Genomic DNA, 20,762 nt, shown 5'->3' on the forward strand with positions numbered 1-20,762 from the left:
GGTTTCCTCCGACGACGTCAAAACCGTCTGAGTACCAACTTAATACCACAGGGGATTCCATACCATCCAGACAACCAGTAGAAACATAGAACTTTCTTACGGTATAAAAAAGATCCTAATTAAAGGACCTTATTTTGTATTGATTTAGGATTTTGGGATCTTAACAACTAATTGTATAAAATCACCTTTATCTTCTTGTTTAAATTCTGCATTCTCTTGTTTATCTTTTATTGCTTCATAAGCCTGTTTTATCGTATTTATATAAATTCTATAATTCATGAAACTTTTAATTTTTTGTTGCCTCTTTGGGGTATCTTCTTCTTTGCTTATTTCTTCCATCATAGATTTAATAAGTTCTTCGGTTTGCTTTACATTGTACTCATTTTGAATGGTTTTATTTAGTGCAAGAAGTCGTAAATCTTCATCAGGTAGCTTTAACAAGGATCTAGCATGCCTTTCAGTTAATCCGTGTTCTATTAATAGCTTTTTCGCTTCTTCTCCTAAACGTAATATTCTTAGTTTGTTTGCAATAGTTGATTGATTTTTTCCAATATATAAAGCAAGCTCTTGTTGAGTAAAACCATGATCCTCTATTAAATTTGCATAGCCTTCAGCTTCTTCAATAAAGTTTAAATCTTCTCTTTGTAAATTTTCAATAATTGCTAGCACCGCAGAATCTTTATCATTAAATTCATTATGTACAATAGCGGGTATAGTACTTAGTTCTGCCATTTTAGTTGCTTTTAATCGCCTTTCCCCTGCAATTAGTTCATATTTTCCATCTCGAGAATGCCTTAAACTCACTGGCTGTAAAACCCCATATTGTTTTATAGATTGGCTTAACTCCTCTAAGCTTCCCTGCGAAAAAACTTTTCTCGGTTGATATGGATTCGGTATAATCATATCCACATTTACTTCTACAATACTTTTTTCAGCATTACTCATTTTTTAATCCCCTCATTTCTTTATAAAGGCGTTCTTTTCTTTCTTATTTTATTCTAGAAAAAAACTTTATCTCCTTCCTAAAACAACAGGTTTCGTACTACATAATGTACTAAAATGCCTTATTGTTTGACCTACTTGATAGGATCTTTTGATGGTTTTCCTGCTTTCCTAGGAAATTTTGTCGAGGTATTATTTATTTTCTTTATTACTAGCAAATTGTGAACAATATCACTAAAGGGCAATGGAATATCTATTTGTTTTTCAATTTTTCCACCTAATATTTTTACAGCTTTTTCTCCCGCATTTAGTTCTTGATCAAGCTGTTTACCTTTTTGACAGATAAAATATCCCCCTACTTTTACAAAAGGAAGACAATATTCAGCTAAAATGTTCAACGGTGCTACCGCCCTTGCTACAGCATAATCAAATTGTTCTCTATAATTTTTGTTGGTACCATATTCCTCTGCCCGACCATGAATATATTCCACATTATCTAAACCAGTTTGGTTGCCAACTTCCTTTAGAAAGTTAATTCTTTTATTCAAGGAGTCTAATAGTGTTAGATCTATATCAGGAAAAAGTATTTTTATCGGGATTCCAGGGAATCCGGCTCCTGTTCCAACATCTATTATTTTTCCCTTAGGTTTTAATATCTCGCTCTTTATACATGAAATTGAATCTAAAAAATGTTTTACCCCTATTTCATGTTCATCTTCAATAGCTGTTAAATTCATCTTTTGGTTCCATTCTAGTAATAGATCTTTATATATAATAAATTGTTTTGTTTGTTCTTCATTCAATTCATATCCTAGGGCTAAGCTACCTTTCTCAATAACCTCTTCTAACATCATTTTCCTATCCCTCTTTCTTTTTTCGCCTCATTTGTTCCAGGTATACAAGTAAAACAGAAACATCAGCAGGAGAAACGCCTGATATGCGAGAAGCTTGTCCAACAGACAGCGGCCTTATTTCGTCTAATTTTTGTCTGGCCTCCAACCTTAGTCCATCTATACTATTATAATCAATTTGATCTGGTAGTTTTTTATTTTCAAGTTTTTTAACACTATCTATCTGTTTAAGCTGTTTGTCTATATACCCCTCATATTTAATAATAATTTCACATTGTTTAACAGCTCTTTTCATAAGTCCATAAGGCCTGTTGTGATCAATTTCTTTCATATTCTCATATGTAATTTCTGGTCTTTTTAATAGTTCATACAGAGAAATTCCTGCTTTAATAGGTGCACTTCCGACTTTAATTAAGAAATCATTTACTGTTTCAGGTGAAACATTTGTGTTTCTCAAACGTTCTAACTCACGATCTATTTGTTCTTGTTTGTCTTTATATTTACGATATCGGTCCTCTGTAACTAGCCCTATCTCATATCCCTTTTCTGTTAGTCTAGCATCTGCATTATCCTGTCTTAAAACAAGTCTGTACTCTGCTCTAGATGTCATCATTCTATAAGGCTCATTTGTTCCTTTTGTAACAAGATCGTCAATTACAACGCCAATATAAGCATCTGAACGACTTAAAATCAAGGGATCTTCCCCACGGATTTTACGTACTGCATTTACCCCAGCAATTAATCCTTGTGCAGCTGCTTCTTCATATCCAGAAGTTCCATTAAATTGTCCTGCACTAAATAAATTATTAACATTTTTAATTTCTAGGGATGGTTTTAGCTGTGTAGGATCAATACAATCATATTCAATCGCGTAGGCCGGACGCATTATTTCAACATTTTCTAAACCAATTATACTTCTATACATCTTTACCTGAACTTCTTCGGCTAAACTTGTTGATATGCCTTGTACATACATCTCTTTTGTATTTAAGCCTTCAGGCTCTAAAAACACTTGGTGAGATGGTTTATCACTAAATCGTACAATTTTATCTTCTATAGATGGGCAGTATCGTGGCCCAACACTCTCTATATCTCCTCTGTACATTGCAGAGCGGTTAAGATTATGTTTAATAATTAATTTTGTTGCTTCTGTTGTTCTCGCTAACCAACAAGGATGTTGGTCCATATTAATTTCATCATTTAAAAATGAAAAAGGATCTATTTCATCGTCACCATGCTGTACATCCATCTTGTCAAAATCAATTGTGTCACTATGTACTCTAGCAGGTGTACCTGTTTTAAACCTTCTTAATCGACAACCTAAGTCAGAAAGTTTTTCAGATAAAAACTTAGATGAATACAGCCCATTAGGCCCGGACTCATAGTTAACTTCCCCTAAAAAAACTCGACTATTTAAATATACACCTGTAGCTATAATAACTGTCTTCGAGTGATAAACCCCACCATTACGAGTTAGAACCCCTTTAATTGTTCCTTCTTCAATAATGAAGTCAATTACTTCACCCTGCTTTAAAAATAAGTGTTCTTGATTTTCTAGGGTTTTTTTCATTTCTTCATGGTATTTTGTTTTATCTGCTTGTGTTCTAAGAGAATGTACTGCTGGACCCTTTGCTGTATTTAAAACTCTACTTTGGATAAATGCTTTATCTATATTTAAACCCATTTCTCCACCTAAAGCATCTATTTCCCTAACGAGATGTCCTTTCCCCGTTCCCCCAATAGAAGGGTTACACGCCATCATAGCAACTGCATCTAAAGACATAGTTAAAATCAAAGTTCTATGTCCCATTCTAGCAGAGGCTAAGGCTGCTTCACAACCAGCATGACCAGCACCAACAACAACAACATCGTAATTCCCTGCTTCATATGTAATCATTTTTTGTCCTCCTTACCTATTTTCCAATGCAAAAGTTTTGGAAAATATGATTTATAAGATCTTCTTCTACTGTATCTCCAGAAATTTCTCCTAATGCTTCCCAACAGTCTCTAACATCAACTTCAATAAAATCAAGAGGTAGTTTTTGTTCTATGGCTTCAACACCCTCTTCCAAGCTTTTAAGCGCCCGCTCTAATGCATTTCGATGTCTTGCATTTGTTACCATGACAGTATCTTTAGATTTTACATCCCCTTTATAGACCATATCTACAATTCTTTCTTCCAGGTCCTCTATGCCAGTTTCGGATAAAACAGATAACTTTATTATATTTTTACTATCAATATATTCTACAATAGCACCCTCATCGATTTTATGTGGAAGATCTAATTTATTTAATATAACTAATGCTTTTCTATTTCTTATTAGCTCGAGAATCTGAATATCATCCTCTGTTAATGAGGACGATATATCCAGCATAAAAATAATCAAATCTGCTTTATTAAAAAACTGTTTAGATTTTTCAACACCTATTTTTTCAACGATATCATCAGTTTCTCTTATACCCGCTGTATCTATAATTTTTAAAGGAATTCCTCTAATACTTAAATTTTCTTCAATTATATCTCTTGTTGTTCCTGGTACATCTGTTACAATAGCTCTAGACTCCCCTAAAAGTGTATTCATTAATGAGGATTTACCCACATTTGGCTTTCCGACGATAACCGTATTTAAGCCCTCTCTAATAATTTTACCAGTATCCGCTGTATCCAATAGTTGTTGTATTTCTTTTTTTACTTCTTTACTTTTATTTAACAATATATCTAGTGTTACTTCATCAACATCTTCTTCTGCAAAGTCAATAGAAACTTCAATATGGGCTAACATGTCCATTAAATTAGTAATAATTTCTTTAACTTTTTTCGATAAAGTACCTTCCAGTTGGTCTAGGGCTACATCGAAACCTTTATCAGTTTTTGCACTAATTAAGTCCATTACCGCCTCTGCCTGGGATAGATCTATTCTACCGTTTAAAAAGGCCCTTTTCGTAAATTCTCCTGGTTCAGCAGATCGTGCACCCATTCGCAAAACTAATTCTAGAATATTTTTTACTGGTATATATCCTCCATGGCAATTAATTTCTACAATATCTTCAGTTGTATATGTATAGGGTGCTTTCATATATGAAACTAGAACTTCATCTAATCTATTACCTGTGTTAGGATCAAAAACATTTCCGTAGGTAATTCGACGTTCATCAAATTCGCTAAGTTTTTTACCTTTTTTAGATTTGAATATTTTGTCGGCAATATCTATAGCTGATTCTCCGCTTATTCGTACTATTCCGATTCCAGCCTCTCCTGGTGCTGTTGCTATGGCAGCGATTGTATCACTTAAAAACATGTTAACACCTCTTCAACAATTATAGTAAACGTTTTTTAAACTGTTACCCTTATTATAACTTTCTACATCATTATAATCATCAAGTTTGCAATCCCTTATCATTATATAATTCCTTATCTTATTATTTTATAAAAATGATTTAAATATGTAAATTTGATTTTATATTATCACAGAAGAAAACCCAGCTATTTAACTGGGTTTTCTTTTAAGGGCTATAACCACTTTTCGATGAGGTTCTTCCCCTTCACTGTAGGTTTGTACCGCTTTGCTAGATTGAAGTGCAGCATGAATAATTCTTCTTTCGTATGGATTCATCGGCTCAAGGGCTACACTTCTTTTTGTCCTTTTTACTTTTTCAACCATTTTATGCGCAAGATTTACTAATGTATCTTCTCTTTTTTGTCTGTAATTTTCTGTATCAATAAATACTTTAAGATACTTATCTCTACCTTTATTAATAACAAGGCTCGTTAAGTACTGTAAAGAATCTAAAGTTTGACCCCTTCTTCCAATTACAACACCCATATTTGGTCCTTCTAAATAAACTTTCACAACATCTCCGTCTAGATAAGCATCAATCATAACCTCTAATCCCATGGCATTTAAGGTTTCTTTAAGAAAAATTTCAGCATCTTTCGCTGGAGTGTCTTTAACCGTCATCTTTATTTTTGCAAGTTTAGATCCAATAATACCTAAAAACCCCTTATTAGGTATATCTATAATTTTATATTCTACTTCATCTTTTTTCTTTTCAAGTTCAACTAATCCTTTTGAAATGGCTTCTTCTACCGTTTTTCCCGTAACCTCGATAGATTTCATCTACTTAGTTCCCCCCTTGAATAATGCATTGGGCTTTGTAATTACTAATTGTTGTACAAACTGGAATGTATTACTTACTACCCAATATAAAGCTAGACCTGCAGGAAATCCTTGTCCAAAAACTTGGTCCGTAGTCATCACAAATATCATAACTGGAAAAATATAGTTCATTGTTTTTTGAGTTGATTGAGCTGATCCTTGTGCCCCAGCAGACATCGTTGCACTTGATAAATAAGTTGTTATCCCTGCTAAGAGTGGTAATATCCATGGATCTGCTTCCGCTAAACTTGAAAGCCACAAAAAGCTAGTGTCGATCGCTGCATAAATTTCTGCTGACTCAAAAACATATACTTCAGGATTTCTAAGTGCTGTAAACAACCCGATAATAATAGGAAATTGAATTAATAATGGTAAACAAGAGCTAAAAGGACTCACATTATGCTCTTGATAGAGCTCCATAATTTTCTGATTTAATTTTTCTTTATCATTTTTGTACTTTACTTGTAATTCTTTGATCTTAGGTTGTATTTCCTGTGTTTTCTTCATTGACTTGGCCTGTTTAAATGTTAGTGGTAACATAGCTGCTTTTATTAAAATTGTAAATAAAATAATTGCTAAGCCATAATTATCTACAACTTCATAAATATAAAACAACATGGACCCGAAAAACTGTGCTAGTGAAGTCAAATTCTAAACCCCCTACTAATTTAGACTTTTATTTTTTATTTAAAGGGTCATATCCACCTTTATTAAAGGGATTACACCTTAAAATTCTTTTTAATGTTAAATAACTACCTTTTAAAAAACCATAATGCTTGTACGCCTCAATGCTATAAGACGAACAGGTAGGATAAAAGATACAAGTTCTTCTTCTTTTTAAGGGCGATAGCCACTTTTGGTAAATTTGAATTAAAAAAATAAAGACACTTGACATAATTTATCGGCCTTTTCTAAATCATTTATTTAATAACTGCATTTTTCTCATTAAATGCATAATTGCACTTTCAACTTCTTTATAAGTGGCATTAATACAATTTTGTCTTGCAATGAAAACAATATCATATCCATTTTTAAAACGAAAATCATTTATCCGGTAGCTTTCTTTCATTAGTCTTTTAACACGACTTCTTACAACACTATTACCTACTTTCTTAGAAACTACAAAACCAACCCGATTATAACTAAGCTGATTTTCTGTAATATAAAGAATTAAAAGTTTATTTGCCATAGATTTTCTTTTTTGATAAACCCTTTGAAATTCACTGTTTTTTTTTAATCTATTGGCATTTTTCATCTTAATCCTCCATTATAAAAGAAAATAGTTATAGAAAAAGGCCACGTTAAGCGGCCCCTACGCAGTCAGTCTTTTTCTTCCTTTTAATCTACGTCTCTTTACTACATTTCTACCATTTTTAGTGCTCATTCTTTTTCTGAAACCATGCTCTTTACTTCTTTGTCTTCTTTTTGGTTGATAGGTTCTTTTCACAAATTACACCCCCTTAAATTACTTCTATATATCAATTTTATATTATTTAAAATTGAACACACTACAAATAGATTATAGCGACATAACGTTACACTGTCAAGTTTTTAGCAATACTACAAACTATTTATTGTTGTGGATAATAGTTATTAACAATAAAAAATAATGTGGATATTTTGTTGTTTTTTGTTGAAACCTATAGTCAAATTTGTTATGATGGTTTTACTTGTTGATAATGTTCGTAACTTTAATCACTTTATCCAAAGTTATTCACATTTGTGGATATTATTGTGCATAACATAGAATTATTGACATATATTTATCTGTTTGTGCTTTTTTTAGTCTTCTTAAATGTTAATAATCTTCTTGTTGATATTGTGTATAAGACTATATATAATTAAATTATTCACTCTTTTTTTTATTTTTCCACATCCATAAGCATAACCATGTTGATAAAAAATATTACCCTTGCTTAATATTTTTTTGATTATCCTTGTGGATTTTTTTATGGATAACTTAGGATAACTTATATAAAAATAAATTTAATTTGCAGTAAGGGGGAACATGTTTTGATGAATGCCGATCTTCCTATGATTTGGGACAAGACCTTGAACTTAATCAAAACAGAATTAACAGAGGTTAGCTTTTCGACCTGGATTAAAACAATTGAACCAGTTTCTATTGATGAAAGTACAGTCATTTTAAAGGTACACAATGACTTCAATAGAGATATTATTACAGGTCGATATGCTGGATTAATAGTAAATGCTATTAAACAGGTTACACATAAACAATACCAAATAAAGATTATTATTCCTGATGAAGAAAGTTCTATTAGTAAAGAAGAGAGTAAAAAACCTATAAGAGAATCTGGGCTAATAAAAAGCCTGAACCCAAAGTATACCTTTGATACCTTCGTTATAGGTAATAGTAATCGATTTGCACATGCTGCTTCCGTAGCTGTAGCTGAACAACCAGCAAAAGCCTATAATCCTTTATTTATTTACGGTGGCGTTGGTTTAGGAAAAACACATCTTATGAATGCTATTGGACATTATATAAAGCAGAATAACGCGAATGCCCAGATTGTATATGTTTCTTCTGAAACCTTTACCAATGAACTTATAAATTCTATTCGTGATGATAGAAACGTTGAGTTTCGAGACCGTTATCGTAATGTAGATGTGCTTTTAGTAGATGATATTCAATTTATAGCTGGAAAAGAAAGTACCCAAGAAGAATTTTTCCATACATTTAATGCTCTACATGAATCAAATAAACAAATTATTATTTCTAGTGATCGACCACCAAAAGAAATACCAACTCTAGAGGATCGTTTAAGATCAAGGTTTGAGTGGGGACTAATAACTGATATTCAACCTCCTGATTTTGAAACTAGAATAGCTATTTTACGAAAAAAAGCTCAACTTGAAAATATGGACGTCCCTGATGAAGTAATGGCATTCATCGCTAGTAAAATTCAAGCAAATATTCGTGAACTTGAAGGTGCACTTATTCGAATTGTAGCTTATTCTTCTTTAGCGAATGGTGAAATTACCGTTGAAATTGCAAAGGAAGCTCTTAAAGAAGTCTTTTCATCTCAGAAAAAACAGATTACTGTCTCTCTTATTAAAGAAATTGTTTCTAAACACTTTAGTATAAAGATGGAGGATTACAATGCAAAGAAAAGAACTCGATCAGTTGCTTTTCCAAGACAAATTGCTATGTATATCACCCGTGAGTTAACTGATTTATCACTGCCTAAAATTGGTGAGGAGTTTGGAGGTAGGGATCATACTACAGTTATTCATGCCCATGAAAAAATTTCTAATGAAATGGAAAACAGTGATGATTTTAAAGAAAAGATAAACAAAATTATTCGTCAACTTCGGGATGAGTAGAATTAACAGGCTACTGTTGATAATCTGTTGATAGTTTATGTGACTATTATTCCTGTGGAATACTTTATAGTTATACACCTAGTTATACATTTTATACTCACAGCTGAGTTGCAATATTACTATAAATCACACATAGTTATTCACAAATTAACAGGCCCTACTACTATTACTACTAAATATTTATTATTAATTTGTATATTTTAAAAGGGAGGGTTATCCACAATGCGATTTTTAATTCAAAAAAAATCTTTATTAAGTGCTATTTCTATTGTTCAAAAAGCAGTCTCATCAAAGACAACATTGCCTATACTAAAAGGTATCTATATCGAAGCCATAGATAATCATCTGAAATTTATTGCTACTGACTTAGATATTGGTATCGAACATGTAACTGAATCTAATATATTTGAAGAAGGTGCAGTTGTAATAGACGCTAAACTTTTTAGCGAAATTGTTCGAAAATTACCAGATTCTGAAGTGGAAATATACTTAGATGAACAAAAATTGATTATAAAGGCAGAAGGAACTGAGTTTAGTATTGTGTATTACCCAACAGATGATTTTCCTGAATTGCCAGTAGTGGAAGAAAAAAGCACATATAAACTTAATAACCATGTTTTGAAAAGTATGATTAGACAAACTGTTTTCGCAACATCTCAAGATGAGATGAAACCTGTATTCACTGGTGTACTTATAGAAATACAAGAAAATGAGTTAAATATGGTGGCACTAGATGGATATCGCCTAGCTTTAAAGAAAGCGGAGATAGAGAATGATACAAATAATAAGGCTATCATACCAGCTAAAACGTTAAATGAAGTAAGTAGAATTATGGATGATGCAGAAGAAATTATTTTTATGTCCTTATCTGAAAAACATGCTTTATTTACGCTAGGTCAAACAAGACTAATCTCTAGACTTTTAGAAGGAGAATTTATTAACTATAAACAAATTATCCCAAAAGAATTTAAGTCTAAAATTAGAATAAACACAAAAAAATTACTAGAAAGCGTTGAAAGAGCTGCTCTAATTTCAAGAGAAGGAAAAAACAATCCTCTTAAAATTACAATAAAAGATGAGTTATTAGTTATAAATTCAAACTCAGAATTAGGAAATGTACACGAACAAATAAATATTGAATTAGAAGGCGAAGAAATTAAAATAGCTTTTAATTCAAAATACTTACTTGATGTACTTAAAATAATTGAGGATGACTACGTATTTATAGAGTTTATGACTAGTATTAACCCAGGGTTGATTAAGCCAGAGGATGATACAAATTATCAATATTTAATATTACCTGTTAGAATAGCAGCTGAGTAAATAAAATAAGCATATGTGAAGCCTTAGTAGAATTGTTATTTTACTAAGGCTTTTGTGGTATAATAGATTTTATGAAAAATTATTACAACGGAGGGATTCTATTGATTATTAATATTGACAGTGAATACATTAAACTTGATCAACTACTAAAACTTTCTGAAATAGCGGTTACTGGTGGTGAAGCAAAACATTACATATTAGAAGGTTTAGTGAAAGTTAATGGTGAAGTAGTTGTACAAAGAGGAAAAAAAATTAAAGACGGTGATATTGTTCAATTTGATAATGAGAGAATAGAAGTAAAGCAAAACAAATAATTTGTTATGGATGGAAAGAGGGTTAACGTGCGAGTTCAAGAGGTTAGAATTATAAACTATCGTAACTATGAAGATATTTTATTAGAATTTCATCCAAAAATTAATTTATTTATAGGAGAAAATGCACAAGGAAAAACAAATTTATTAGAATCTATATATCTTTGTGGACTGGGTAAATCTTTTAGGAATAATAAGGATCAAGAGTTAATTAATATTGATAAAAATCAAGCCTATATAAGAACAAATGTTAAAAAGAAAGACCGGAACGTCAAAATAGAATTGAAGCTACAAAAAGAAAAAAAGAAGCAGGTAAAAGTTAACGGTATTATTACTACTAAATATAGTGAACTTTTAGGAAATTTAAATATAGTACTCTTTTCCCCAGAAGATTTAAAGATTGTGAAGGAAGGGCCTAGTGAAAGAAGGCGTTTTATCGATAACGACATATCTCAAATATTCCCAAAGTATCATTATTTAACTGCTCAGTATAATAAAGTATTACAGCAAAGAAATAAATTATTGAAAAGCAGACATACTAGTCAAGTTGATCTAGAGGTTTGGAATGAACAGTTGTCAAGTTACGGTTCAGAAATTATTATCTATAGAAAGCAATTTATTAAAAAATTAAGCATTTTAGCAAAACTTATGCATAGAAGAATTACTCAGGAAAAAGAAAATTTAAGCATAAAATATGAAAGTAATGTTAAAATCAATGGATTGGAAGATAAAAATGATATTAAAATTAATTTTTTAGAAAATTTAAAAAGTAGATATAAAGATGAACGGTATAGGGGGGTAACTCTAGTTGGACCCCATAGAGATGATATTAAATTTTTTATAAACAACATGGAAGTAAAACGCTTTGGTTCTCAAGGACAACAAAGAACTACAGTATTGTCCTTAAAACTCTCTGAATTAGAACTTATAAAAGGTGAAGTTGGAGAATATCCAATATTACTTTTAGATGATGTTATGAGTGAGTTAGATGAATCAAGGCAAAAATATTTACTAATGCATTTAAAAAACATACAAACATTTATAACTACCACAAATGTAGAACAGTGTCATCTAAAAGAAGATGACATTTATGAAACATTTAAAATCATAAAGGGTAAAGTTTACAGAAAATAATCTAGATACCTTTTATTTACACATAATAAAGTGTATAATAAATAGGTTAAATGTTATTTTTTAAACCTTAATAAATAGGGGGAATAACATGATTAATAATAATAGCAATTTCTTACATATTGGCGGAGATATGGTTGTGAACATGAAAAATGTTATTGGTATATTTGATGTGAAATCTGCCTTAAAGAGTAAACATACTAAAAAATTTTTAAAATTGAATGAAAAAAAAGGAATGACAAGAAAAATAACAAAAGAAGAAACTAGGTCTTTTATACTAGTGGAAGAAAAAGAACAAAGGACCCAAAAAGCATCTGAAGTGATTGTCTATTATTCACCAATCGCGGCTTTAACATTATACAAAAGAGTAGGTTCTATTTAGTAGGAGGTTTAATGATGGAGAATAAGATACAACAGAATTACAGTGCAGAAGAAATACAAGTGTTAGAGGGATTAGAGCCAGTAAGAAAAAGACCAGGAATGTACATTGGAAGTACCAGCTCAAAAGGATTACATCATTTAGTTTATGAAGTTGTAGATAATAGTATAGATGAGGCCCTAGCTGGCTACTGTGATACAATTCATGTGGCAATTAATCAGGACAATTCAATTAAAGTATCCGATAACGGAAGAGGGATCCCTGTAGAAAAACACCCACAAACGGGTTTATCAACACTTGAAACAGTACTTACAGTACTCCATGCCGGTGGTAAATTTGGAGGAGGAGGATATAAGGTTTCAGGTGGACTACATGGTGTAGGTATATCAGTTGTAAATGCTTTATCAACAAGTCTTGTTGCAGAAATTAAAAGAGATGGGAAGAAATTCAAACAGTCATTTGAGAAGGGGAACCCTTTAGGCGAAGTTCAAGAAGTTGATGTAACAGAGGAAAGAGGAACAACGATCTACTTCAAACCTGACGCGGATATATTTGAAGAAACTGAGTATAGGTACGAAACTCTAGAGAATAGATTTAGAGAAATGGCCTTCCTAAACAAAGGCATAAAGATAACTTTGCAAGACTATAGAGAAGATCAAGAAAAAACAAGTGTTTTTTATTATGAAGACGGTATAAAGGATTTTGTAAAACATTTAAATAAAAACAGAGAACCTTTACATGATAGTATTCTTTATTTTGAACGAAAAAAGGATAGTAGTGTAGTTGAGCTAGCTGTTCAATATACAGATGTTTATACTGAAAATATATTTAGTTTCGCAAACAATATTAATACCCAGGAAGGTGGAACTCACTTAAGTGGGTTTAAAGCTGCCTTAACACGAGTTATTAATGACTACTCTAGAAAAAATGGAATTTTAAAAGAAAAAGATCAAAATTTTTCTGGTGAAGATGTTAGAGAAGGTTTAACCGCTATTCTTTCCGTTAAACTAACAGAACCCCAGTTTGAAGGACAGACAAAAACAAAATTAGGAAATAGCGAAATGAGAGGGATTGTTGAGTCTGCTACTGCTGAATATATGGAAGCTTTTTTAGAGGAAAATCCATCTGAGGCGAAATTAATAGTAGAAAAAGCAATGAAAGCCCAAAGAGCAAGACAAGCTGCAAAAAAAGCAAGAGAACTTACTAGAAGAAAAGGTGTCTTAGAAAATACAACATTACCTGGGAAATTAGCCGATTGTTCTGAGAAAGATGCATCACTAAGTGAAATTTATCTAGTGGAGGGTGATTCTGCGGGTGGAAGTGCAAAGCAAGGTCGAGATAGAGCGACTCAGGCGATATTACCCCTACGAGGAAAGATACTAAACGTTGAAAAAGCTCGTTTAGATAAAATTTTAAACTTTAATGAGATAAGGGCAATGATTACAGCCTTTGGCACCGGTATAGGAGAAGAGTTTGATATAGAAAAGTTAAGGTATCATAAAATTGTTATTATGACCGATGCCGATGTTGATGGTGCCCACATTAGGACACTATTATTAACTTTCTTCTTTAGATACATGAAACCTTTAGTAGAATTAGGACATATTTTTGTTGCCCAACCACCTTTATTTAAGATTAAAAAGGGCAGAGAAGAGATGTACGTTTATACAGATAAGGAACTAGAAATAAAGTTAAAAGAAATAGGGAAAAATGGCGTAGCGTTGCAAAGATATAAAGGTCTTGGAGAAATGAATCCTGAGCAATTATGGGAAACAACAATGAACCCTGATCATAGAACCTTACTACAGGTTACAGTAGAGGACGCAGCAGGTGCAGATGAAATATTTACAACTTTGATGGGTGATAAAGTAGAACCAAGACGTGAATTTATAGAAAACAATGCAAAATACGTTACAAATTTAGATGTTTAGTAGGGGGATTCAGATATGATAGAAGAAAAAGATAAAATTATCCCTATAGGTATAGAAGATGAAATGAAAAAGTCCTATATAGACTACTCTATGAGCGTAATTGTAGGAAGGGCTTTACCTGATGTTAGGGACGGACTAAAACCAGTACACAGAAGAATTCTATACTCAATGAGTGAGCTAGGCATGACGCCGGATAAGCCATACAGAAAATCAGCCCGTATTGTCGGGGATGTTCTAGGTAAGTATCACCCCCATGGAGATACTGCGGTTTATGATGCAATGGTAAGAATGGCACAGAATTTCTCCACAAGACAACTACTGGTTGATGGACATGGTAACTTTGGTTCGGTAGATGGAGATAGTGCTGCAGCCATGCGTTATACAGAGGCTAGATTATCTAAGATTTCCATGGAAATGATTCGGGACATACAGAAAGAAACTGTAGACTACATACCAAACTTTGATGATACATTAGAGGAACCAGCTGTACTACCAAGTAAATTCCCAAATCTATTGATCAATGGATCAAATGGTATTGCCGTAGGAATGGCCACTTCAATTCCACCTCATAATCTAAGTGAAGTAATTGATGGTGTAACTGCTTTAATGGATAATCCAGAAATAGAAGTAGAGGAACTAATGGATCATATAAAGGGTCCAGATTTTCCAACTGGGGCAACAATTACCGGTAAAGAAGGTATGATTGAAGCCTATAAGACTGGACGAGGTAAAGTTAAAGTTAGAGCAAATGCAACAATAGAAGAAATAAATAAAGGCAAACAACAAATTATTGTTACTGAAATTCCATATCAGGTTAATAAATCAAAATTAATAGAAAAAATTGCTGACTTGGTCCGAGATAAAAAAGTAGAGGGTATATCGGATTTACGGGATGAAAGTGATCGTACAGGTATGCGAATTGTTATTGAATTAAAGCGAGATGCAAATGCCAATGTCGTCTTAAATAAGTTATATAAGCATTCTCAATTAGCGGATACTTTTAGTATTATAATGATTGCTTTAGTAAATGGACAACCTCAAGTATTAAATTTAAAACAAGTTCTATACTACTATGTTGAGCATCAGAAAGATATTATTATTCGAAGAACAAAGTATGATTTAAATAAAGCAGAAGAAAAAGCACATATACTTGAGGGGTTAAAGATTGCTTTAGATCACTTAGATCAGGTCATTTCTTTAATTAGAGCATCGAAAACAGGTGCTGAAGCAAAAGAAGGGCTAATGAATCAATTTAACTTATCCGAAAGACAGTCTCAAGCTATATTGGATATGCGTCTACAAAGACTGACAGGGCTTGAAAGAGAAAAAGTTGAAAATGATCTTAGGGAGACCCTTGAAATAATCAAGAAACTAAAAGAAATCTTATCAAGTGAACAGTTAGTAATTAATATTATTAAAGAGGAATTAGAAGAAATAAAAGAAAAGTATGCAGACGAAAGAAGAACGAAAATTGTCTTGGATCCAGGTGAAATAAATATAGAAGATATGATTGACGAACAGGATGTTGTTATTACATTAACGCACTTTGGATATATAAAAAGATTACCTGTAGATACATATAAAAGCCAAAAAAGAGGTGGAAAAGGTATTTCGGGTATGACAACAAGAGAAGAGGACTTCGTTGAAAAGTTAATAATAACATCAAATTTAGATGCAATACTATTCTTTACAAATCTTGGTAAAGTCTACAAGCTGAATGCTTATGAAGTTACTGAAGCAAAACGTCAAGCTAAGGGAACTGCTATTGTAAACCTTTTACCATTATTACCAAATGAAAAGATTGCGGCTATGATACCTGTTAGTAAAACTTGTACATCACAGTATTTATTGCTAGCAACCAAAAACGGGATTATTAAAAAGACAGCTTTAAATAACTTTGATAGTACAAGAAAAACCGGGTTAATCGCTATCAACATTAAAGATGAAGATGAACTGATCAGTGTAAGACTATCTGATGAAAAACAAGAAGTTATAATGACAACTGCAAAAGGTTTATCCATTAGATTTAAAGAAGATGATGTAAGAGCTGTAGGAAGAAGTGCTATGGGAGTTAAAGGTATTACATTATCAACTGATGATAAAGTTGTAGCAATGGAAGTTATAGAAGAAGGGAAAGACCTATTTGTTGTGAGTCAAAAAGGGTTTGGTAAGAGAACTGATATAGGTGAATACCGAATACAATCAAGAGGTGGAAAAGGAATTAAAACCTATAACACATCAGATAAAACTGGATTATTAGTCGGTGCAAAAATGGTCGATACTACAGATGAAATATTACTAGTAAATAATGAAGGTGTAATAATACGATTAAACGTAGAAAACATATCAAAGTTAGGTAGAAATACCAAGGGTGTGACTTTGATGAGAGTTGAAGAAGATAGCGCTATTGTAACAGTAGCACAATTACCACAACATGCAGAAGAAGAATTATAGAAATTAACAGAAGCACACAAATATCAGGTGATATTTGTGTGCTTCTGTTGTTATGAAGTAAAATCAATAATTAAATTTACTTTATAAAAATCTTCAAAACAGATTATTCAACTAAATATTATACAACACGGATCTAGACTTCTAGAAAAGGTTAACTTAAAATTTTCCCGACATCTCTTCTAAAATTTGGGCCGTAGAATTTAGTTCTTGAATAGATGCAGTGATTTCCTGTAGTGCTGCTGCTTGTTCTTGGAAGACAGCATTATTGTCATTGATTCTCTCCTCGATTTCAGAAACAGCAGATTGGATTGTAAATAGAGTATCCTTAATTTGTTTGGCGGACGCTTTACTAGATGAGGAAAGTTTTCGGATTTCTCCAGCAACAACACTGAAACCTCTACCATATTCACCTGCTTTTGCAGCTTCGATCGCTGCATTTAGTCCTAATAAGTTTGTTTGATTGGCTACATTAGTTATAAACTGAAGAATATCATCTGTGTTTTTTGCTGAAGCGTGGGTACTCTGTGCATTTAATACAATTTGTGAATTAGTCGAAACAGTGTCTTGAACACCACAAGATATTTCCGTAATTGTTTGAGAAATTTGATGGAGTGAGCTAGCTAAGACTTCAGATAATTCCAGAATCTTGTTTTGTTTCTCAAGACTAATACCTAAACCAATAGCACCTATAATTTTATTTGATTCATCTCTAATAGGAATACCAATAGCTTTATAAGGAAATCCAAAAACTTCTTTAGATATAATTTTCTTCACAACTCTACCACATTGGATACAATCATAGGCCGCTGAACCCTTTTTAAGTTTTGACTTGTCTGCTGATGGCACCGAACCAGCATCGCCATCATAGAATTTTAAACACCTTTCCGTGTTATTAATACCAATCATCATTTTTTCTTCTACAATTATTTGAAGGAACGGAATAACTTTATCAAAAGCAAACATAATTGTATTTTGAGAAATATCGGAAATCATAGTAACCCCCCTTTGAAATGAAAGCACATTTATTGCAACAATGAATATATAAAAATTAAACTTCTTTACTAATATATATGTACAAATAATGATTTATAATTATGTTGTTAAAAATTATAATTAATTTGTTAATATCTAATAATTAAATGAATAAGTAAATGAACATGGCTTAACTTTTAAGTATAAATAATCAATGACATGGTGGTCTAAAATTAAAAGATTTGTTATAATTATAAAAACTAATGAAAAGAGGTGATTTATAAAATGGCTTTAAATATCAAAAGTAATTTTGACTTAGATAAAAACATATGGAATGTTTCACTAAATGGAGAAGTAGATGTATACACAGCTGATATTTTAAAAGACACTTTATCAAAACTAATTAAAGAAAGAAAAGAAAGTATTAAAATCAATGGGACAGATTTACAATACATAGATAGCACAGGCTTGGGCGTATTAATTGGAATTTATAAAAAAATAAATGTCGAAAACAAACAAATTATTGTAACCAATATAAAACCAAGCATCACCAAGTTATTTAAAATAACAGGCTTAGATAAGATATTTAAGTTAGAGGAGTGAGAATAAAAAAACATGTTTAATGTAAAGGAGCAGGTAACTATGAATAATTATAAAGAAGAAGACAACATACAGTTATCCATACCGAATAAACCTGAATATGTTAGTATAGTTAGGTTAACTTTATCTTCTATTGCATCTAAAATGGGATTTGATATTGAAGAAATTGAAGACTTAAAAGTAGCTGTGTCTGAAGCATGTACTAACGCAATAACCCATGGCATAAAAGAAGAAGAGAAAAACTTTGAAATATTATTCCAAACTTATGATAAAAAGATAGAAATAACAGTTTACGATAAAGGGAAAGGATATTTAGGTTCAAATAAAATGGAAAAGCCGGACCATTCAGAATTAAAAGAAGGTGGACTAGGCGTATTTATTATTAGGTCCTTGATGGACCAAGTAGAGTTTTCACAAAATAAAGGAAATGGTACGATTATAAGAATGACCAAATTTTTAGGGAGATGATCATCAATGAAAGGCGTAGCCACCGAAATTAAATATGATGATAAAGCACAAATTGATATTAAGAGTTTGAGCGAAAAAGACCTTTTCGAACAATATCAAATAAGTAAAGACATTTCGATTAGAAATGAGTTAATCAATAGATATATTTATATAGCAGAGATACTCTCAAAAAAGTATATAAATAGAGGTATAGAATATGACGATATATATCAAGTAGCATCCGTAGGGTTAATCTATGCGATACAACGATTTGATGCTAGCAAAGGATATGAATTTTCAAGCTTTGCAACACCAACTATTATAGGAGAAATTAAAAAGCACTTTAGGGATAAAGGCTGGTCAATTAGAGTACCAAGAAGAATACAAGAGCTTTCAAAAAAGGTTAATATCGCTAAAAATGAATTAAATCAAATGTTACAAAAAGCTCCAACCATTAAAGATATCTCTGAACATATAAACTGCTCAGAAGAAGAAGTTATTGAGGCTATGGAGGCAGGGCAAGTTTACAATCCAAAATCATTAGATATAACTTATGACAATGAAGGTGAAGATAAAGACGTACAATTATTAGATCTAATTGGGGAAGAAGATAAAAACTATTCATTATTAGAAAACAAAGATTTTATTAATAATGTGATGGATAAACTCAATGAAGCGGAGAAGAAAGTATTAAAAGAAAGATTCTTTGATGAGAAAACACAAATGGAAGTTGCTAAAGTATTAGAGGTATCCCAGATGACAGTATCAAGAATGGAGAAAAAAGTTATAGAGAAATTTAAAAAAGAATTAAAAAAGGTATTGACATAGAGGTGTACAAGTGATATATTAATTAAGTCGCCGATAACGACAAATTACGACAGGCGACAGCGAGATATAAGCTTTGAAAAAACATTTTAAAAAAGATGTTGACAAAGCCAGCAAGAAATGATATATTAGATAAGTCGCCAATAAGCGGCGAGAAAAAAGGTCTTTGAAAACTAAACAGTATAGAAAGCCAGCAAGAAATAAAAGTCATCCAAGAGATGACAACCCAGAAATTTTTTATTAAGAGTTTGATCCTGGCTCAGGATGAACGCTGGCGGCGTGCCTAACACATGCAAGTCGAGCGAGGAATTGGAAGCTTGCTTCCAAGACCTAGCGGCGGACGGGTGAGTAACGCGTGGGCAACCTACCCTATGCAGGGGGATAACATTGGGAAACCAGTGCTAATACCGCATAAAGCCGAGAAGGGGCATCCCTTCATGGTCAAAGAACTTCGGCATAGGATGGGCCCGCGTCTGATTAGCTAGTTGGTAAGGTAAAAGCTTACCAAGGCGATGATCAGTAGCCGACCTGAGAGGGTGACCGGCCACACTGGAACTGAGACACGGTCCAGACTCCTACGGGAGGCAGCAGTGGGGAATATTGCACAATGGGGGAAACCCTGATGCAGCAACGCCGCGTGAGCGATGAAGGCCTTCGGGTCGTAAAGCTCTGTCCTAAGGGAAGATAATGACGGTACCTTAGGAGGAAGCCCCGGCTAACTACGTGCCAGCAGCCGCGGTAATACGTAGGGGGCAAGCGTTATCCGGAATCACTGGGCGTAAAGGGTACGTAGGCGGCCTAACAAGTCAGAGGTGAAAGGCTACGGCTCAACCGTAGTAAGCCTTTGAAACTGTTGGGCTTGAGTGCAGGAGAGGAGAGTGGAATTCCTAGTGTAGCGGTGAAATGCGTAGATATTAGGAGGAACACCAGTGGCGAAGGCGACTCTCTGGACTGTAACTGACGCTGAGGTACGAAAGCGTGGGGAGCAAACAGGATTAGATACCCTGGTAGTCCACGCCGTAAACGATGAGTGCTAGGTGTTGGGGGTCAAACCTCAGTGCCGGAGCTAACGCATTAAGCACTCCGCCTGGGGA

General features: G+C 32.8%; 20 protein-coding genes and 1 rRNA gene (1 of these 21 running past the window's edge). 11 read left to right on the forward strand and 10 right to left on the reverse strand.

Annotated features, from left to right (window positions below):
- Positions 1–144: 144 nt before the first annotated feature.
- The 9 genes from RH915_RS05315 to rpmH all read right to left on the reverse strand — a co-directional run bounded on the left by RH915_RS05315 (position 145) and on the right by rpmH (position 7,397).
- Positions 145–945, reverse strand: a complete 801-nt coding sequence (locus tag RH915_RS05315) for a ParB/RepB/Spo0J family partition protein (protein WP_310478393.1) — start codon at positions 943–945, stop codon at positions 145–147.
- A gap of 131 nt (positions 946–1,076) precedes the next feature.
- The gene (rsmG, locus tag RH915_RS05320; protein ID WP_310478394.1) at positions 1,077–1,796 is read right to left on the reverse strand and encodes a 16S rRNA (guanine(527)-N(7))-methyltransferase RsmG; all 720 of its coding nucleotides are present in this window, start codon (positions 1,794–1,796) and stop codon (positions 1,077–1,079) included.
- Positions 1,797–1,800: 4 nt separating this feature from the next.
- The gene (mnmG, locus tag RH915_RS05325; RefSeq protein ID WP_310478396.1) at positions 1,801–3,690 is read right to left on the reverse strand and encodes a tRNA uridine-5-carboxymethylaminomethyl(34) synthesis enzyme MnmG; all 1,890 of its coding nucleotides are present in this window, start codon (positions 3,688–3,690) and stop codon (positions 1,801–1,803) included.
- A 16-nt stretch (positions 3,691–3,706) separates the two neighbouring features.
- Positions 3,707–5,092 carry a tRNA uridine-5-carboxymethylaminomethyl(34) synthesis GTPase MnmE gene (gene mnmE / locus RH915_RS05330; RefSeq protein WP_310478398.1) on the reverse strand — a complete coding sequence of 462 codons (1,386 nt, stop codon included), beginning with the start codon at positions 5,090–5,092 and terminating at the stop codon, positions 3,707–3,709.
- A gap of 189 nt (positions 5,093–5,281) precedes the next feature.
- Entirely contained in the window at positions 5,282–5,911 is a 630-nt protein-coding gene (gene jag, locus RH915_RS05335; RefSeq protein WP_310478400.1) for an RNA-binding cell elongation regulator Jag/EloR, read from the reverse strand.
- The gene (locus RH915_RS05340; RefSeq protein ID WP_310478404.1) at positions 5,912–6,598 is read right to left on the reverse strand and encodes a YidC/Oxa1 family membrane protein insertase; all 687 of its coding nucleotides are present in this window, start codon (positions 6,596–6,598) and stop codon (positions 5,912–5,914) included.
- A gap of 28 nt (positions 6,599–6,626) precedes the next feature.
- Positions 6,627–6,845 carry a membrane protein insertion efficiency factor YidD gene (gene yidD, locus RH915_RS05345; protein ID WP_310478406.1) on the reverse strand — a complete coding sequence of 73 codons (219 nt, stop codon included), beginning with the start codon at positions 6,843–6,845 and terminating at the stop codon, positions 6,627–6,629.
- Between the two features lie 21 nt (positions 6,846–6,866).
- Positions 6,867–7,205 (reverse strand): ribonuclease P protein component, encoded by a 339-nt coding sequence (gene rnpA / locus RH915_RS05350; protein WP_310478407.1) that lies wholly within the window; start codon positions 7,203–7,205, stop codon positions 6,867–6,869.
- Positions 7,206–7,262: 57 nt separating this feature from the next.
- The gene (rpmH, locus tag RH915_RS05355; RefSeq protein WP_310478408.1) at positions 7,263–7,397 is read right to left on the reverse strand and encodes a 50S ribosomal protein L34; all 135 of its coding nucleotides are present in this window, start codon (positions 7,395–7,397) and stop codon (positions 7,263–7,265) included.
- 569 nt (positions 7,398–7,966) lie between these two features.
- Here rpmH and dnaA point away from each other — a divergent pair.
- The 7 genes from dnaA to gyrA all read left to right on the forward strand — a co-directional run bounded on the left by dnaA (position 7,967) and on the right by gyrA (position 16,824).
- Entirely contained in the window at positions 7,967–9,295 is a 1,329-nt protein-coding gene (gene dnaA / locus RH915_RS05360; RefSeq protein WP_310478428.1) for a chromosomal replication initiator protein DnaA, read from the forward strand.
- A gap of 222 nt (positions 9,296–9,517) precedes the next feature.
- Complete coding sequence (gene dnaN / locus RH915_RS05365) at positions 9,518–10,618, forward strand: DNA polymerase III subunit beta (RefSeq protein WP_310478409.1); 1,101 nt, start codon at positions 9,518–9,520, stop codon at positions 10,616–10,618.
- A 71-nt stretch (positions 10,619–10,689) separates the two neighbouring features.
- On the forward strand, positions 10,690–10,932 hold the full coding sequence (locus RH915_RS05370) for an RNA-binding S4 domain-containing protein (RefSeq protein ID WP_310478410.1): 243 nt from the start codon (positions 10,690–10,692) through the stop codon (positions 10,930–10,932).
- A 27-nt stretch (positions 10,933–10,959) separates the two neighbouring features.
- The gene (recF, locus tag RH915_RS05375; protein ID WP_310478411.1) at positions 10,960–12,063 is read left to right on the forward strand and encodes a DNA replication/repair protein RecF; all 1,104 of its coding nucleotides are present in this window, start codon (positions 10,960–10,962) and stop codon (positions 12,061–12,063) included.
- 88 nt (positions 12,064–12,151) lie between these two features.
- Positions 12,152–12,442, forward strand: coding sequence for an extracellular matrix regulator RemB (gene remB, locus RH915_RS05380; protein WP_310478412.1), 291 nt, complete (start codon positions 12,152–12,154; stop codon positions 12,440–12,442).
- A gap of 14 nt (positions 12,443–12,456) precedes the next feature.
- A complete protein-coding gene (gene gyrB, locus RH915_RS05385; protein WP_310478413.1) occupies positions 12,457–14,370 on the forward strand; it encodes a DNA topoisomerase (ATP-hydrolyzing) subunit B in 1,914 nt (637 codons plus the stop codon).
- Between the two features lie 15 nt (positions 14,371–14,385).
- Positions 14,386–16,824: a DNA gyrase subunit A gene (gene gyrA, locus RH915_RS05390; RefSeq protein WP_310478414.1), complete on the forward strand. Its 2,439-nt coding sequence runs from the start codon at positions 14,386–14,388 to the stop codon at positions 16,822–16,824.
- 156 nt (positions 16,825–16,980) lie between these two features.
- On the opposite strand, the gene RH915_RS05395 is transcribed toward gyrA, so the two are convergent.
- Positions 16,981–17,817 (reverse strand): methyl-accepting chemotaxis protein, encoded by an 837-nt coding sequence (locus RH915_RS05395; RefSeq protein WP_310478415.1) that lies wholly within the window; start codon positions 17,815–17,817, stop codon positions 16,981–16,983.
- 264 nt (positions 17,818–18,081) lie between these two features.
- Here RH915_RS05395 and RH915_RS05400 point away from each other — a divergent pair, with 264 nt between their 5' ends.
- The 4 genes from RH915_RS05400 to RH915_RS05415 form a co-directional block, all read left to right on the forward strand.
- A complete protein-coding gene (locus RH915_RS05400) occupies positions 18,082–18,399 on the forward strand; it encodes an STAS domain-containing protein (protein WP_310478417.1) in 318 nt (105 codons plus the stop codon).
- A 39-nt stretch (positions 18,400–18,438) separates the two neighbouring features.
- Positions 18,439–18,864, forward strand: coding sequence for an ATP-binding protein (locus RH915_RS05405; RefSeq protein WP_310478419.1), 426 nt, complete (start codon positions 18,439–18,441; stop codon positions 18,862–18,864).
- Positions 18,865–18,870: 6 nt separating this feature from the next.
- On the forward strand, positions 18,871–19,671 hold the full coding sequence (locus tag RH915_RS05410) for a SigB/SigF/SigG family RNA polymerase sigma factor (protein ID WP_310478420.1): 801 nt from the start codon (positions 18,871–18,873) through the stop codon (positions 19,669–19,671).
- A 233-nt stretch (positions 19,672–19,904) separates the two neighbouring features.
- Positions 19,905–20,762: ribosomal RNA gene (locus tag RH915_RS05415) — 16S ribosomal RNA — on the forward strand; it runs 655 nt beyond the window's last position.

It is taken from the genome of Serpentinicella sp. ANB-PHB4 (assembly GCF_031432315.1).
Classification (GTDB): domain Bacteria; phylum Bacillota; class Clostridia; order Peptostreptococcales; family Natronincolaceae; genus Serpentinicella.

Bases quoted from the DNA above. Each gene is read 5' to 3' on its own strand.
- RH915_RS05410 (WP_310478420.1), top strand. From the start codon at position 18,871: ATGAAAGGCGTAGCCACCGAAATTAAATATGATGATAAAGCACAAATT.
- mnmE (WP_310478398.1), bottom strand. From the start codon at position 5,092: ATGTTTTTAAGTGATACAATCGCTGCCATAGCAACAGCACCAGGAGAG.
- RH915_RS05395 (WP_310478415.1), bottom strand. From the start codon at position 17,817: ATGATTTCCGATATTTCTCAAAATACAATTATGTTTGCTTTTGATAAA.
- yidD (WP_310478406.1), bottom strand. From the start codon at position 6,845: ATGTCAAGTGTCTTTATTTTTTTAATTCAAATTTACCAAAAGTGGCTA.
- dnaA (WP_310478428.1), top strand. From the start codon at position 7,967: ATGAATGCCGATCTTCCTATGATTTGGGACAAGACCTTGAACTTAATC.
- dnaN (WP_310478409.1), top strand. From the start codon at position 9,518: ATGCGATTTTTAATTCAAAAAAAATCTTTATTAAGTGCTATTTCTATT.
- rnpA (WP_310478407.1), bottom strand. From the start codon at position 7,205: ATGAAAAATGCCAATAGATTAAAAAAAAACAGTGAATTTCAAAGGGTT.
- rsmG (WP_310478394.1), bottom strand. From the start codon at position 1,796: ATGATGTTAGAAGAGGTTATTGAGAAAGGTAGCTTAGCCCTAGGATAT.
- RH915_RS05370 (WP_310478410.1), top strand. From the start codon at position 10,690: ATGAAAAATTATTACAACGGAGGGATTCTATTGATTATTAATATTGAC.
- gyrB (WP_310478413.1), top strand. From the start codon at position 12,457: ATGGAGAATAAGATACAACAGAATTACAGTGCAGAAGAAATACAAGTG.
- remB (WP_310478412.1), top strand. From the start codon at position 12,152: ATGATTAATAATAATAGCAATTTCTTACATATTGGCGGAGATATGGTT.
- RH915_RS05400 (WP_310478417.1), top strand. From the start codon at position 18,082: ATGGCTTTAAATATCAAAAGTAATTTTGACTTAGATAAAAACATATGG.
- jag (WP_310478400.1), bottom strand. From the start codon at position 5,911: ATGAAATCTATCGAGGTTACGGGAAAAACGGTAGAAGAAGCCATTTCA.
- RH915_RS05315 (WP_310478393.1), bottom strand. From the start codon at position 945: ATGAGTAATGCTGAAAAAAGTATTGTAGAAGTAAATGTGGATATGATT.
- gyrA (WP_310478414.1), top strand. From the start codon at position 14,386: ATGATAGAAGAAAAAGATAAAATTATCCCTATAGGTATAGAAGATGAA.
- mnmG (WP_310478396.1), bottom strand. From the start codon at position 3,690: ATGATTACATATGAAGCAGGGAATTACGATGTTGTTGTTGTTGGTGCT.
- RH915_RS05405 (WP_310478419.1), top strand. From the start codon at position 18,439: ATGAATAATTATAAAGAAGAAGACAACATACAGTTATCCATACCGAAT.